10 protein-coding genes are annotated in these 14,967 nt (G+C 43.1%); 2 read left to right on the forward strand and 8 right to left on the reverse strand.

All coding sequences use genetic code 11. The features are described 5' to 3' along the window. Nucleotides 1-66: 66 nt before the first annotated feature. Nucleotides 67-1,398 (reverse strand): TolC family protein, encoded by a 1,332-nt coding sequence (locus NU887_RS09725; RefSeq protein ID WP_258423169.1) that lies wholly within the window; start codon nucleotides 1,396-1,398, stop codon nucleotides 67-69. Between the two features lie 2 nt (nucleotides 1,399-1,400). After that, nucleotides 1,401-2,075 carry an ABC transporter ATP-binding protein gene (locus tag NU887_RS09730; RefSeq protein ID WP_258423170.1) on the reverse strand — a complete coding sequence of 225 codons (675 nt, stop codon included), beginning with the start codon at nucleotides 2,073-2,075 and terminating at the stop codon, nucleotides 1,401-1,403. 514 nt (nucleotides 2,076-2,589) lie between these two features. Here NU887_RS09730 and NU887_RS09735 point away from each other — a divergent pair. Further along, nucleotides 2,590-3,264, forward strand: coding sequence for a hypothetical protein (locus NU887_RS09735; RefSeq protein ID WP_258423171.1), 675 nt, complete (start codon nucleotides 2,590-2,592; stop codon nucleotides 3,262-3,264). A 217-nt stretch (nucleotides 3,265-3,481) separates the two neighbouring features. Here NU887_RS09735 and NU887_RS09740 read toward each other — a convergent pair whose 3' ends face one another. Then, a complete protein-coding gene (locus NU887_RS09740) occupies nucleotides 3,482-5,878 on the reverse strand; it encodes an ABC transporter permease (RefSeq protein ID WP_258423172.1) in 2,397 nt (798 codons plus the stop codon). Nucleotides 5,879-6,594: 716 nt separating this feature from the next. Here NU887_RS09740 and NU887_RS09745 point away from each other — a divergent pair. Continuing rightward, nucleotides 6,595-7,308 (forward strand): class I SAM-dependent methyltransferase, encoded by a 714-nt coding sequence (locus tag NU887_RS09745; RefSeq protein ID WP_258423173.1) that lies wholly within the window; start codon nucleotides 6,595-6,597, stop codon nucleotides 7,306-7,308. A gap of 594 nt (nucleotides 7,309-7,902) precedes the next feature. Here NU887_RS09745 and NU887_RS09750 read toward each other — a convergent pair. The 5 genes from NU887_RS09750 to NU887_RS09770 all read right to left on the reverse strand — a co-directional run bounded on the left by NU887_RS09750 (nucleotide 7,903) and on the right by NU887_RS09770 (nucleotide 14,928). Continuing rightward, nucleotides 7,903-12,315: an HYR domain-containing protein gene (locus tag NU887_RS09750; RefSeq protein ID WP_258423174.1), complete on the reverse strand. Its 4,413-nt coding sequence runs from the start codon at nucleotides 12,313-12,315 to the stop codon at nucleotides 7,903-7,905. A 48-nt stretch (nucleotides 12,316-12,363) separates the two neighbouring features. Further along, entirely contained in the window at nucleotides 12,364-12,906 is a 543-nt protein-coding gene (locus tag NU887_RS09755; RefSeq protein WP_258423175.1) for a phage tail protein, read from the reverse strand. Nucleotides 12,907-12,972: 66 nt separating this feature from the next. After that, entirely contained in the window at nucleotides 12,973-13,518 is a 546-nt protein-coding gene (locus NU887_RS09760; RefSeq protein ID WP_258423176.1) for a phage tail protein, read from the reverse strand. 63 nt (nucleotides 13,519-13,581) lie between these two features. Beyond that, a complete protein-coding gene (locus NU887_RS09765; protein WP_258423177.1) occupies nucleotides 13,582-14,124 on the reverse strand; it encodes a phage tail protein in 543 nt (180 codons plus the stop codon). Between the two features lie 12 nt (nucleotides 14,125-14,136). After that, the gene (locus tag NU887_RS09770) at nucleotides 14,137-14,928 is read right to left on the reverse strand and encodes a hypothetical protein (RefSeq protein ID WP_258423178.1); all 792 of its coding nucleotides are present in this window, start codon (nucleotides 14,926-14,928) and stop codon (nucleotides 14,137-14,139) included. Nucleotides 14,929-14,967 lie beyond the last annotated feature (39 nt).

Consider the following 14,967-nt stretch of genomic DNA (forward strand, 5'->3'; position numbering starts at 1 on the left):
TTTGAAGTTGAGTTCTAATTGTTAGACGGTATATATGTCCATTTTGTCCCAATTTCAAAAAAGATGCTAATCCAATGCCAAAACTCCCAATTGGTAGTTTAATATCACTTCCTGAAAGTATAACGTGTACAAAGCTTGGGCATAGTCAGATTGCCCAGTCACTAGCTGTTGATTAGCAGTAGCAAGGTCTACAAAGTTGCTGACACCAAGCCTAAACCTCTCGGAAATTGCAGTCTGTGCTTCCACAGCAGCAGCAAGTTGCAATTTTGTAGCTTCCTCCCTTTTGATACTCGCTTTGTAATTTTCATAAGCCAGTTTGATCTCTTGGGATATTCTTCTTTCCAAGGCTGTTTTCTCCAACTGTTGGTTGTGGTACTGCACCTTTCCTCGGGTTACGGTGAGCTTGTTGTTGAAATTATTGAAGATGGGAATGTTCAGGGATACACCTATGGTCTGCTGTGGGTACACCTGCCAGAGCTGTTCAGAAATGGTTCTTTCATCAAGAGAAGTAAAAAAAGTACTGTAATTGAAGAAAGCATTGATTTGGGGATACATGAATGATCTGGAAACGGCAAGTAGTTTTTTGTTGCCTGATTCCAACAATTGCTGCTGCTTGAAGTCCTTGCGGTTTTCCAAAGCTATTTTATACAATTCATCCACGGACATGGACAAATACTCACTTTTTCCGGGATTTAGACTGACAGCCTCGAGTTCAGGAATGACATTGGGTTCCAACTGCAAGGTTTCAGCCAAAGTCCAGGCATCTGTTTCCCATTGGACCTTGGCATTCAATGCCACCGTTTCCAACCTTGCCACCTCGGATTGCTGGTTGTATTGGTCAGAAAGTGTCCTCAATCCTGCCTCCACAAATCCTTCAATCTGCTCCAACTGTTTCTTTTGGTTTTCAAGGTTTTCCAAAGCAATCCTATAAAGTTCCTTATCTAGCAACACTTGCAAGTATTGCCGGCCGATATTGAACATGACTTCCTGTGCCGCTCTTTGCAGGCTGTTTTCCCCGGCTTCCTCAAAAAACCTCGTAGCCTGTGTGTTATTAATCCTTCGCCCGCCATTGTAAACCGGCATGGCGGTATTCAAATTAGAAGTGATGATGTTATTGGAAATATTGGTCACAATCAATTGGTCTTCCACCTGTTGGTATTGTTGGCCACTTTGCCTAAATCCACTGTTATTGATGTTCAGGTTGGGCAAATGGGCCAATTGTGCCGCCTGCTTTTCCCTTTTCAAAACCTCCTGCTGGTTTTCGAGCTGTCTGTAATTGAGGTTTTGTTGTAGACCAATTTCCACAGCCTCACGGAAATTAAGTCTCAAGGTATCCTGGGCGTTCAATTTTGAAATGAAAGCCATCAAAATCAAAGCGGTGATAAGTATCTTATTCATAATTATATGGCAATGTCTTTGTCAATTTTTCCATCCAACATCTCAATCAACCTTGTCCCATAATCCGCATTTTCACGGGCGTGGGTAGCTTGGATGATCGTAGTTCCTTCTTTGTTGAGTTCTTTAAATACTTCCATGATTTCCTTTGCCTGTGCAGAATGGAGGTTTCCTGTCGGTTCATCTGCCAACAATACCCTTGGTCTTCCTGCTATCGCCCTTGCTATTCCGACCAACTGCTGCTGTCCGCCTGAAAGCTGTTCCGGGAAAAGGTCTTTTTTGGCCACCATATTGAACCTGTCCAAAAGGTTGGCAATGATGCTTTTCCTTTCACTTCCAGAAACATTCCGGTAAAGCAAAGGGGTTTCGATGTTTTCATACACCGTGAGTTCGTCTATGAGGTGATATGCCTGAAAAATATACCCAAACTCAGATTTATGTAGTGAAGACCTTTCCTTGGATTTCATGTCATTGATCGACCTTCCATCAAAGGAGTATTTGCCTTCATAATCCTCATCCAACAATCCTATAATATTGAGCAAAGTCGATTTTCCGACTCCGGAAGGTCCCATCAGGGTGAGAAATTCTCCTTGCTCGATGGTGAGGTCAATTCCTTTCAATATAAATACCCGCTGAAACCGCGATTCGATGAATTTGTCAATTTGGTTAAGCTGAATCATTATTTGGACATAAGATGTGAGACACAAGACTGAATTGGTTGTAATGAATGGAATTTGCTCCAAACTTTGAACATTTCCACTTATCCCAATCCTATGCCATAAAAAAAGCCCATTATTGTTCGAATAAGGGCGTTTTTTGAAGAAATTCGGTTTGAAGGATCGAACATTTTTGTTCGCTGACGGACGATAAGGTGTCTTCTCCCTCAACCAGGGATATAAGGGAGGGAATATTAAAACACTAAAGAAACAATGAAAACAAAGGATATCAGCCTTTGCGCCCTTTGGGAAACCTTAGTGCCCATTGCGGTTAGATAAATATTTTCACCGTTCCCTCTGTGATCTCATTGGTAAAGTAATCAATCCCTCTCTGTGCTCACTGTGAGCTCAGTGGTAAATATCTTTCAACTGCGCCCTTTACGAAACCTTTGTGGCCATTGCGGTTAAAAAAACGATTTATGAGATATTCCCTTACATCTCCAACAATACCACCTAACTTATACCAAAGTCAAAAATCATGAAATTTCAGATTAAAATTACATCCTTCAAAACATTGGATCAGGTCAAGGATTATTATTCCGCAGCAGATTATATCCAACTTTTAGATCTTTTCGGTTTCCCTGATGCCGAAAGTGCAGAAGAAGATTCTCTCAGGGAATTGTTAATGATGGCCATTACTGATTATGAACCCAATGAAGCTGCAGCCATAGTCCTGACCTACAAATTAAGCGGGGACTTGTCCAAAGGTCAAATCGAACAGATATCCAACGACATGCTCTTAGACAAGATCGCTGAGGAATATCCCGAAATCAGTCTGCATGCCACCCTTTTCCATGTCAACCAACTCCTCCACAAGGCCTTCAACGGCAGATTCCCCAACACCAAAGCCAGTCAGTATGAATGTACCCTGACCCCGCTTGACAAAACTACGAAGATGGAAATGACCAAAGAAGGCATGCTCAAGTTATTGGATGCAGGCCTTTCAGACAGCAACTTGATCAAAAGACTCTTTGGAGATAAAATGACAGGAAATGCTCCTTTTCCTGAAGCCGAATCAATTCTGTGGGACATGCAGACTACAGACGGAAAAAACTTCAAAGTCCTGACATCAGAATATTGGTTGTGTCAAGATGATTGGATAGCGGATGAATTTGAAGGAGATTATAAGCAAAGGGATGAAGAGGAGGATTGAATTCCCCTTCAGCCCATTCATACTTCATAATAAAATTCAGAATTTTTAAATTTTATTCTCTTCCTTTTTTGCGCTTTAGCGTCTTTGCGAGATTTATTTTTTTTTGATTTCTCTCTACGTTCGAAATGACAGGACGATGTGTATTCTGCCTTGTGTATTTTGTACCATTCAGCAGAACCAAACCATTCTTCATTCAGAATTTATCATTCAAAATTCCCTACTCGTCCTTAAGCGTCGTTGCCGGATTTTGTCTGTTGACTTTGACAGTGCGGTACCCGATAGTCAAAAGAGAAATCGCAGCCACTATCAGGATCGCAACCACATACACCATCGGGGAGACAGTGGTTTTGTAGGCAAATCCTTCGAGCCATTGCTTCGAAAACCAGATTCCGAATGCTGTCGCCAACACAGCCGATATTCCCAATAACACAAAGAAATCAGCGGAAAGCACTTTCAGGACATCGACCTGTGTGGCTCCGAGGACTTTGCGGATGCTGATTTCCCGGGTTCTTCTTAAGGCCACATAAGAAACCAACCCAAACAAACCCATGCAGGCGATGAAGATCGCGATCCCTGCAAAAAGGCTGAATACAGAACCTATTTTCTCTTCTGTTTGGTACATGCGGGCATATTCCTGGTCGACAAATTTGTAATTGAAAGGCCTGTCAGGGGCAAGGCTTTTCCAAATTCCTTCCATTTTGGCTAAGTGCTCTGCCGGATTTCCTTTCGGCAGTTTTGCCAGAATGACATTGGCCTGCTCAGGGTCAACCATGATAGCCAACGGACCAACCTGATGATGCAGTGAATTGAAGTAAAAGTCTCCCACAACAGCTTTGACATAAGTCGGCGAACCGAAGTTCAGCTTTTTGCCTACAGCTTCTTCATTGGTCCAACCCAATTCTTTCACAGCAGCTTCATTGAGCATGACTGCATGTTCGATTTCTTGCTTATAGGCAACCGTTCTCGTGATTTCTTCAGCAGCAAAATCCTCTCCAGCGACTATTTTCAACCCCAAAGTCTTGACCAGATCCGGATCTACCGAATAGCCGGTGATCATCATTTCTTTGTCCGTATCCAATCCCGGGAAAATCTTGTAGCCGGCTTTGATATAAATCGGCATGTCTGCAGCCAAAGTGACCGATTGGGCAGCACCCGTCCGCAGGAGCTCATTCTTAAGACTTCCTACGGATTTTCTCATGTTGTAATGATAGCTTAGGGCGACTACTTCTTCCCTGTCATAGCCGAGGTTGACGGATTGCATATATTCCAGCTGACGTTGTACGATCAGAGTCGCTACCAACAAACCTATAGAAACAAAAAACTGAAATACGACCAGACCTTTGCGAAGCCAAGCTCCCCCTCCTATTTTGACGTTTTTGCCCAAAGCTTTCAAAGGTTCCATGCCTGACAGAATTAAGGCAGGATATACTCCCGAAAGAAAAGCGATCAACAGCAACAAGCCCAAAATCACGGCAAGGCCAGAAGGTGTCAGCAGCAATCCCAACTGCAAGGGTACTCCGGATATATCTCCGAATGCATCCACCATAAAATAAAGGGCCAATAGACTGAATACAAGGGCGGAAAAAGTCAGGATAAATGATTCGGAGATAAACTGTCCAAAAAGCTGCATCCTGCCTGCTCCCATGACTTTACGCAAACCCACTTCCTTGTTCCGCTCTGTGGCTTCGGCAGTGGCAAGGTTGACATAATTGATGATTCCGATAAATATCAAAAGCACTGCCACAATTCCAAAAATGTAGAGGTACTTGATGTCGGAAGTGGGTTTGATACTTTGGAGTTGATTTTCTCCCAAGTGGATGGAGGTGACAGGTTGTACCTGAAAGGAAGTCCTAAACCCGTAATTGTTCATGTCCTCTCCCATGTATTTTTCGACCATCTGATCCAGCTTGGAAGAAAAAGCAGCCATATCCGCATTCGGAATCAGCTTGGCATAAGAATAATAATTGGAAGGAGACCATTCGGGTTTGGTCCCGTGACGGTGGGTTTTGAAAGATGCTATGAAATCAAAATCAAGGTGGCTGTTGGAAGGAAAATCCTGCATCACTCCTGAGACAATGTATTCTCCTCCATCTATTTTGAGTGGTTTTCCGGTAGCAGCATTCACTTTTCCAAAATACCTTTTGGCAGTGCTTTCTGTCAAAACAATCTGATTGGGTTCGGAAAGGACCAAGTCGGGATTTCCTTCCAAAACCTCAAAATCAAATACTTTGAAGAAGTTCTCATCTGCAAATGCAAAACGCGATTCCTCCTGATTTCCCTTACCTGCATCTACGACGACGGAAGAGAAAATACTGAGGTCAAAAACCAAAGTACCGATTTCTACTTCCGGAACTTCGGCCATCAAGGTGGGAACTAGCATCGAAGGAGTGGAAGAGACAAGTTGTCTTTCACCACCGGAAACAAACTCCTGATTGAATTGGTAAATCCTGTCCGCATCGGTGTACATCCTGTCATAGCTCAATTCATGGTATATGTATAGCGAGATCGCCAAAAAACTGACGATGGCAATGGTCAGACCAAGGATATTGATACCGGTGTAAAGCTTCCGCTTGGACAGGTTTCTGAAGGAGACTTTAAAGTAGTTTTTCCACATATTATTTAGACGTGAGATGTGAGATTTGAGACGTAAGATACAAGAACCGAGAACCGAGAACCAAGAAGCGAGAAACAAGAAGCGAGAGCTGAGAAGCAAGACTTTGTCTTATCATCTAGAAAAAACGCTGAATGGTTGCCATAACATTCAATCATTGATTTGCCTCGTAAATCGTACTTCGTAAATCGTACTCCATATTTCCCTACTTCCATCCCTCTTAACCTCCTAACATCCTTCCCACTTCCATGCCAATGCAAAAACAGCCAAAACATTGAAAAATCACAGATTGAAGGTAAAAATCCATCAAATCACGGACATTAATGTTCGCCTACGGTCAAAAAAAAAAGCAAGGCTAGGACAGGATCCTAACCTTGCTTTGTATCAATAAACTAAAATACCTCTATGGAAAGAACGTCGTGGTTTATGAGGCAGGAAACCTTGGTTCGGATGATGGCTTTTTAAAAGGCCAAGAATGAATAGTTGGTTTAGCTTTCATCAAAAAACAATAAGTGTTTTAATAGTTGGCTTAAAGGTAATGTCCTAAAAACATGCCAAACACCAATAGTGGGTAAATTTGGCTTTGGAGGCTGTTTTTGATTTCCCTCCACATTAAATGTGAACAGTATTCGTCCAATAGCGGTCAAAACAATTGTTTCAGAAGGTAGTTTTTTTGGTATATTGTTTTGGCTTCCAAAGTTTACCTGTTCAAGTCTATTATGAAAAAGCTATTCCTTTCCTTCATTTTTCTGTTTTCAATGTCTTTCCTTTTTGGCCAAAGCCAAACCAAGACTGATGAAATCTACACCTATAAAACTCCTGACCGGGACGGGACAGGTAAAGTATACATGGGAAGGGAGATCTCCCAGGTGATGAACTTTATGGGAATGAGTTGGTTGGAACGATCTACCCGTCCGCAGGAAGAAAACACCGAATTGGCGATCAAAAACCTTCCCATAGATAAAAAGAGCGTGGTAGCAGATATCGGAGCAGGATCGGGATATTACACATTCCGGATTGCCAAGAAAGTACCAGAAGGCAAAGTGTATGCCGTCGAAATCCAGGATCCTGCGATCAAATACTTGGAGGATCGCAGCAAAGAACTCGGCTTCGACAATGTGGTGACGATCAAAGGAACAGAGAAATCACCCATGCTTCCAGAAAATTCCATTGACCTTGCCATTATGGTAGACGTGTACCATGAGTTGGAGTATCCACATGAGGTACTGCAGAACATCAAAAAATCCCTCAAACCGGAGGGCAAACTCCTCCTGATAGAATACCGTGGAGAAGATCCCAAAGTCGCCATTAAAAGACTTCACAAAATGACCGTTGAACAAGTCACCAAAGAACTATCAGCAAATGGTTTCACTCTAGTCCAAAACGGTCAGTTTATGAAAATACAGCACTTTTTGGTTTTTGAGAAAGAATGAGGTTTTCAGGTTAAGGGGTTATCTGGTTAATTGGTTATTTGGTTAACTGGTTGTAATTGTTCTAGTGGTTGTAGTTGTTGTTTGCTTCGCTTTGTCTAGTTGTTATTGTTGTCAGGTTTCGTAACCCTGAGGAACGAAGGGTCTCTTTTTAAAGAGTTTTAATTGTTGTAATGGTTGTATTTGTTTTAGTTGTTGTCTGCTGCGCGCCTGCCTACGGTAGGTAGGTTGTCAGGTTGTCGGGCTGAGGAATCCGTTATTCTGAACCGGAGCTTGTGACGGTAAGGAATCTCTTTGATTGGTGAGACACTTCGCTTCACTTAGAAATTCCAAATTTCTTTTGTCGCGTTTCTTGCTTCTTGCCACTTGACTCTCATTATTAATTTATCATTCTAAATTCAAATTTTCCCTTGTTCCTGCCTCTTGGATTTTTTTGATTATCTGTTAGGCGCTGTCGTAATTGCCTTGTTTACTCCAAAGCATTTTACCAAAAAAATATAAACCCGGGCAAACCCAACCTTATTTCAATGGTCAGATTTACCCGGGTTTTTTGTTCAATCTATTTTTAACTTCACCGGCTTTTACCGTAGCTCAATTTCACTCAAATATCAGCTGTACACGTTGCAGAGACGGGTATTTGTCATAATCTAGGATCAGGATATACATCCCTGCCTGTGTGACGTTGCCTGAGAAGTCCAATCGGATTGCTTTACCTTCCCCTATCTCGGCTTCCCCTTCGGACAGTTTCGAGCCGGTGATGCTGAATAGGATGTACTTCACTTTTCCTTCCCTGAACCTGCTGTCCATGATACTCACCCTTCCGTCCTGTACCGGATTAGGGAAGGCTTTCAGCGTATAGGCACCCTGGATTTCAATTGCAGGTTTTTCATCTTCCATGACACCGTTTTCAGGTTTGTCGGTTTCGGTTTCAGTCCTGAAGGCATTGCTGACTATGGTAAAGGTAATCGTCTTCTCAGGTCCTGCTGTTCCTTTTCTTCCACTCTCGGAATATGCCATTGCTGTCAGGGTATAGCTTCCCGGTAATAATGACTTACCTGAATAGTTGCCATTTTTGTCGCCAAAGAGCGCATAGGGTGCCACATTCTCAGTAGTAGTTCGGCTCACAGGTCCTGAAAGTTTGATATACACACTGCCCACTATCGATGGATTGGTATTTGCACGCACGTTAAGCTTCAGGCCGTTGATCTGGCTCTGGTTGATCACCATGCCATTGCTCAGCTCAAACATATCAACATCTGTGTCGGAATTGATCAATGTGAAAGATACAATGCTGAGGTTGGGAACAGCCACGACCGTGATGGTTGCGGAGGCCGTCAGTCCACCATCTAAAGAAGTCGCGGTGATGAACGCCTGACCTGGAGTATTTCCTGTCACCAATCCGTCTGAATCGACGGATGCAATGCCGGAATCGGAAGATCCCCAGGTTACTGCCTTGTTGCTTGCATTGGAAGGCTGTATGGTGGCTGTCAGCTGGACTGTCGAACCTGTCGCTATTTCTGCTGTGGCAGGGTCTACACTGATCCCGCTGACTGGAACTGACGGACGGACTATACTGAAATTGACTGTCAGTGCATCGCCTTCTTCGCCACTCCTTCCGCTAAGGGTATATGGAACGGCTGACATGGTATAATTCCCGTTGGGAAGTGACCTGCCGCTGTAATTCCCGTTGCTGTCACCGAAGAGCGCATATGGTGCCAAGTTTTCAGTCTTTGTGGAACCCACAGGTCCTGTTATCCTCATGAATACACTGCCCACCACTGATGGATTGGTTTCCGCACGGATGTTGAGCTGCATCCCCTTTACGAGGTCTGAATCTATCTCCATGCCTTCCGTGATCTCAAAGAGATCTTCGTCGGTCTGTGAGTTCACCAATACAAATCGGGTCACCTTTTGCTTATCCTCCACAACAATTACTTTTTGTTGGATCTCCACTGCTTCATTTCCTGCTTCATCCTTCGCTGACCATGTGATGATGGTCTCGCCCAAAGGATATGGATCTGTCAACTGCATGCCGTCATTCCTTTCTCCCGTGACGGTGGCAGAACAGTTATCAGATACCGGAGGCTCGGAAACAGAAACACTCGTGACTGTCTGACCTGATGGAACGGTTACGTTGATATCAGAAACTGACCCAAACTCCGGCAATTCGTTGTCGACCACTGTCACATCAAAACTACATGTGGCCTGATTGCCTGCTGCGTCTGTGGCGGTATAAGTAACTCGGGTAGTTCCCACAGGGAAGAAATCACCCGGCTCAAAGTTGCTGACGAAGTCTACAAAACCGCTGTTGTCCGTAGCCGTCGGTTCAGTCAATCTGAATATAGCACCGCACTCACCTTCATCGTTTGACACAAAGTAATCCGGAGGACAGTTGCTGATCACAGGATCCTCAATGTCAGGATCAGCGGTGACGGTTACGTCAAAACTGCATTCCGCTGAATTGCCTGCCTCATCTGTTGCTACATAGGTAACAGTTGTAGTACCCAATGGGAATACCGAACCACTGGCCAAACCAGATGTCAATACTATGGCAGGCACTGAACAGTTATCGGAAGCTACAGCCGGTAGGAAATTGATTATTTTCCCCGTTTCACCAAAAGCAACTGTCTCGTTGATGTCGCCGGAACAGAACTCAAAGGACGGCGGAATATTGTCTCTCACAACGATCCTTTGACTCACACTGCTTGAATTTCCATCCTCATCAACAAAAGTCCATGTCCTAACCTCTACAAAATCACTTGGGGAAGCTCCCGGGGTTATTGTTACTGTAGGGCTTACTGTAATCGGTCCTGAACAGTTATCAATTGCAGTGAGATCCACCACTGGCGGAACTTCACTTCCACATTGCAGATTCAAGTCCGCAGGGGCTACAGGTGGGACAGGAGCAATATCATCTTTTACTATGATTGTCTGGCTTATGCTGCTTGAATTTCCTGAAGCATCGGTAAAAGTCCAGGTATAGATTAATTCAAAATCATTTGGTGAAGCACCAGGTTTCACTTGTATTGATGGGCTTACTGTTATCTCTCCATCACAATTGTCTATCGCAGTTAACTCAATAGATCCGGGGATATTACTTCCACATTTCAGATTCAAATCTTCAGGTGCAATTGGTGGTACCGGAGCGGTATCATCTTTTACATTTATTATTTGAACCACAAATACTGAGTTTCCTGAAGCATCAATAAATGCCCATTCGTATTTAATGGCAACACTTGTTGGTCCTGTTGATTGCTCGGTAACTGTTGGCATTACCTTAATCTCACCGCTACAATTGTCTATGGCTGTCAACTCATAAGGAGCAGGGACATCACCGGCACACTGAAGATTCAAATCTTCAGGTGAAATAGGTGGCACAGGCGGGGTAGTGTCATTTACTTTTACTGTAAAGCTACAGGTAGCCTGATTGCCTGCTTCATCGGTAGCGGTGTAGGTTACTTCTGTTGTGCCCACAGGGAATACCGCACCCGATTCAAAGTTGCTAACAAAGTTTACTGCACCGCTGTTGTCTGTCGCTGTCGGAGGAGTCCAACTGACTGCGGCACCGCATTGACCCGCATCGTTGGATACAATGATGTCTGTCGGACAGTTTTCGATGACCGGGTTTATGACATCTAAATCTATACAGAATTCGAAATTATCAATGTTTATATATTGGAAGGCTGATCCCAAAGAAATCTCCAATTGATCGATGAGGATTTTGGAATTATCTGCTCCTCCTTCTGTGCTTAAATCAAAAATGTAATATCCGCTATTTGCACTAAAGTCTGTCGGGAATCCGGATGTTTTTGTGATGGAATAAACCTGGGAACCATCCTTCTTGCCAACAACAGTTATACTACCATCATTCGTAGGGAAATTACCGGCATCGTCTGATGAAAGGAAAACCGCAAATTTCTTTAAACCGATATCTTTGGTTAGAGAATTGATAATATATGGTCCGGATCCCGTATTGAGCAATACATACCGAGAGCCATTGATTCCAATTGAAGGTGTTTGTGTATGGACCTCCAAATTTCCCGTAATAGAAAAATCATTACCCCCATAGGAAAAGGTCTTACTGCCATCCGTCTCATCTTCAAAGTCCTCGACCAGACATGGGCTAATGTTATGTAGTTGCCCAGCAGTGAAGGCAGCTGTGCCGCTTACATTGTTTTCATTGGCGATGTCGGTACCTGCCTTGATATCTAACCTGATGGTACCTTCTCCAGATAATCCCGTAACAAGAACCGAATAAGTGGCATTTGATCCTGTAACCGAAGCTATTGTTCCATTTGCAGAGCCTGTCTTGGTCAACTCAAAATCGTCTAAGCTTACATTTTGTGCGATTTTCGAAAATTCAACATTGTAAGTAACGGATGTGGCTGTACTAAGGGGAGCACCGATCAGGTTAATCGCCAAAACTGCCGGAGCAGTATTGTCACCATCAACAAATGGATCATTGTAGGTGACTTCATCTAAAATCAAAAAAAGATCTACCCCTTCTATTAAAACATAGTCCACATCAAAAAAATCAGGGTCAGTGGCAAAAGATTTAAGACCTGAAGTCCCACTATCAAAATTGATAGTTTTTGTACCTCCTACCTGTGCACCCCCCTTAAATGCTTTGATTGTTCCCGAATCAGATGTTCCCAAAGCATTTGAAATATCCCGATCCTGAAGCCAAATACTCAAAAACTGAAAAGAGGCATCGTCTGCCCGGGATATTTTCCAACCAATTATGCCTCCTATTTCCTGGTTACTGTCATCTAATCCCGGACCACCGTTTTTCCCTTCATTTATATCTATTCCTACGCAGACTGTGCAAGTAGCCGAAGCACCTTTGATTGCCTCAAACCTCAATTCTCCCTCCACATGCGGATTAGAAAGCCCTTGGTTTTCGATGTAGCTGTCAAAGTTTACAGTGGTTTGTTGTCCGAAACCTTGCTGGGACCAAGCAAACCATATGGAGATGAATAAAAATATTTGTCTTTGGTACGAAAGTTTCATGGTAGTCAGGTTAAAATGAAGAAATAAAAATTAATACAATTTCACGCCTTACGGCCTCGAAGGGAAAATACCTTGGAGTGCAATAATATAATTTACTGCCAAATAGGGAGGCATATTATTAAAGGGTTGTCCCCCGCCTGTATTCCCGACCGTGCTTGGCGCCATTGCCGCATTTGCACCTGAAGCATAGGTGTTGACGCCAATGGGATCTGCACCCCGCTCAGGTATCAAATTGGCTATGGCAGGAAAGGCATTGCTAGGATTTGATTGGGTACCTGCTGCTGATGAAGCAAGAATAGGATGGTTATGGGGAGGAAGGTTATTTACGGATAAAAAGGTTGTAGGTGTCCCCGCTCTTTCACCCTGACTATAATTGGGCAAACCCGGTCCCTGACCCGGATGGATTAGCAAACGTCCCCTAAGATCGGGCAGCGCAAAGGTTGTGCGACCATCTCCCCCATAGGTGGTGCCAAGCAATGCAAATAAAGCAGTATTCGATGAAATTGATAGGATTGAACCATTGCATAATGCCCATCCTCGCGGGGCAAAATTGAAGGCTACCATTATGATTTGTCCGAGAAATGGTGTCATTTTATTTTTGTTTAAATTTTTAACAGAGAGATAAAAAAAGAGAGATTTTTATGTTTTTTCCTGATATCAGGGTCTTGGAGGGTAAATTCCTTCTAGTGCAATAACATGATATACTGCCAAATAGGGAGGCATATTGTTGATGGGTTGTCCTCCGCCTGCATTCCCGACCATGCTTGGATTCATTGTCGTATTTGAATTTGAAGCATGGGCATTGACTCCAATTGGATCTGCTCCCCGCTCAGGTATCACATTTGCATTGGCAGGGAAGGCATTGCCAGGATTTGATTGGGTTCCATCTGCTGATGAAACTTGAATCTGATGGTTGTGAGAGGGGAGATTGGTGACAAGCAAAGTGGTTGAAGGTGCCCCCGCCATTTGACCCAGACTATAATCGGGCAAGCCCGGACCCTGACCTGGATGGAGCGCCATGCGTCCCCTAAGATCGGGCAGTGCAAAGGTTGTTTGACCATTACCACCATAGGTGGTGCCTAATAGTGAAAATAAAGCAGTATTCTGTGCAATCGGTAAGAGTTGGCCGTCACATAATGCCCAGCCTCGCGGGGCAAAATTGAATCCTACTACCATGATTTGTCCTATATATGGTGTTTCCATTATATTTTTGTTTAAATACTAAGAGAAAAATTAAAAAGAGAAATTTTCATGTTTTTTCTGATCTCAGGACTGTGAAGGGAAAATTCCAAACAATGCAATAATATAATTTACTGCCAAATAAGGAGGCATATTGTCAATGGGTTGTCCCCCACCTGCATTCCCGACCATGATAGGATTCATCGTCGTATTTGGATTTGAAGCATAGGCGTTGACACCAATTGGATCTGCTCCCCGCTCAGGTATCACATTGGCATTTGCAGGGAAGGCATTGGCAGGATTTGATTGGGTTCCAGCCGCTGATGAAGCCTGAATGGTATGATTATGGGGAGGAAGGTTACTTACTGTCAAAGTGGTAGAAACAGCACCCCCGGTTTGACCCATAGAATTAGAAGGCAAACCTGGTCCCTGACCTGCATGAAGCGCACTACGCCCCCTAAGATCGGGCAGTGCAAAGGTTGTTTGACCATCTCCGCCATAAGTAGTACCTATCAATGCAAACAAAGCATCATATTCTGAAATTGGTAAAAGAGAACCGTCACAAAATGCCCATCCTGGAGGGGCAAAATTGAAACCTGTCTCCATGATTTGTCCGATAAATGGATCCATAGTTTTAAATGATTAAATGATGTAGTGATTAAAAGCTCCTTTATGCTGGTTGATGGTAGTAACTCCAAAATTTTTGGAATTTTCGGAGTTAACTTGAAGAAATACTTCCTGATTATCTTTGTTTCTTAAAGAAAAGCTTTTTGACTTTTCTGATGTGTCTGAATCTGTAAAAAACCAATCGACATCTTTGCTGCTTTTTACAAAGTCTCTATAATTCAAATAAGGAAAAACATCTTTGGGATTTTCCAACAAACAGATGACCTTATCACATCCTTCATTTTTCAATTCTTGACTTTTTGCTTGGATTATGTTGAGAATTTGGGTGATACTCTGGTTACTTCCAGTAAAGGCAATACCTAATACTCCGATCTTTTTTCCATTCAATTTGATAACCACCTTTTCTTGGAGAGCAGCCAAACCGCCTCTTGTACTTTTATCAAAATTTGAATTTATTAGAGGGTACGGCGCTTCCGCTATTTTCTTTTGCAAGTCATCATCAGAAAGCTGTAAAAGGCCGGGGTCAAAATTGATCAGTTGGGCAATTGATCCTGATGGACCGATACCAATCATATCCTTTGTATTTCTATACCTACCCGAATTGATAAAAATCAGGGCAGAATTTCTTGCATAGTTGGAGTCCATGAGATTCTTCAGGTTCTCTTCATCTATTCCCGGACCGAGATGTACCCAACTGATTGACTTGGGGTCTCCCAAAGCCAATACTGCCGAAGGAATAGAAATCAATGTGGATACCACAGAGGCAGCAATTGATTTTTTTAAAAATAATCTTCTGGAGAAATTCATATTTTAGGTATTTATTTTTAGATATAAACAATAAACAGT

The sequence above is a fragment of the Aquiflexum gelatinilyticum genome (assembly GCF_024741135.1).
Classification (GTDB): Bacteria; Bacteroidota; Bacteroidia; order Cytophagales; family Cyclobacteriaceae; genus Cognataquiflexum; species Cognataquiflexum gelatinilyticum.

Coding starts and splice junctions, on each gene's coding strand:
- NU887_RS09770 (WP_258423178.1), bottom strand. CDS start 14,928: ATGAATTTCTCCAGAAGATTATTTTTAAAAAAATCAATTGCTGCCTCT.
- NU887_RS09735 (WP_258423171.1), top strand. CDS start 2,590: ATGAAATTTCAGATTAAAATTACATCCTTCAAAACATTGGATCAGGTC.
- NU887_RS09750 (WP_258423174.1), bottom strand. CDS start 12,315: ATGAAACTTTCGTACCAAAGACAAATATTTTTATTCATCTCCATATGG.
- NU887_RS09740 (WP_258423172.1), bottom strand. CDS start 5,878: ATGTGGAAAAACTACTTTAAAGTCTCCTTCAGAAACCTGTCCAAGCGG.
- NU887_RS09765 (WP_258423177.1), bottom strand. CDS start 14,124: ATGGATCCATTTATCGGACAAATCATGGAGACAGGTTTCAATTTTGCC.
- NU887_RS09760 (WP_258423176.1), bottom strand. CDS start 13,518: ATGGAAACACCATATATAGGACAAATCATGGTAGTAGGATTCAATTTT.
- NU887_RS09730 (WP_258423170.1), bottom strand. CDS start 2,075: ATGATTCAGCTTAACCAAATTGACAAATTCATCGAATCGCGGTTTCAG.
- NU887_RS09725 (WP_258423169.1), bottom strand. CDS start 1,398: ATGAATAAGATACTTATCACCGCTTTGATTTTGATGGCTTTCATTTCA.
- NU887_RS09755 (WP_258423175.1), bottom strand. CDS start 12,906: ATGACACCATTTCTCGGACAAATCATAATGGTAGCCTTCAATTTTGCC.
- NU887_RS09745 (WP_258423173.1), top strand. CDS start 6,595: ATGAAAAAGCTATTCCTTTCCTTCATTTTTCTGTTTTCAATGTCTTTC.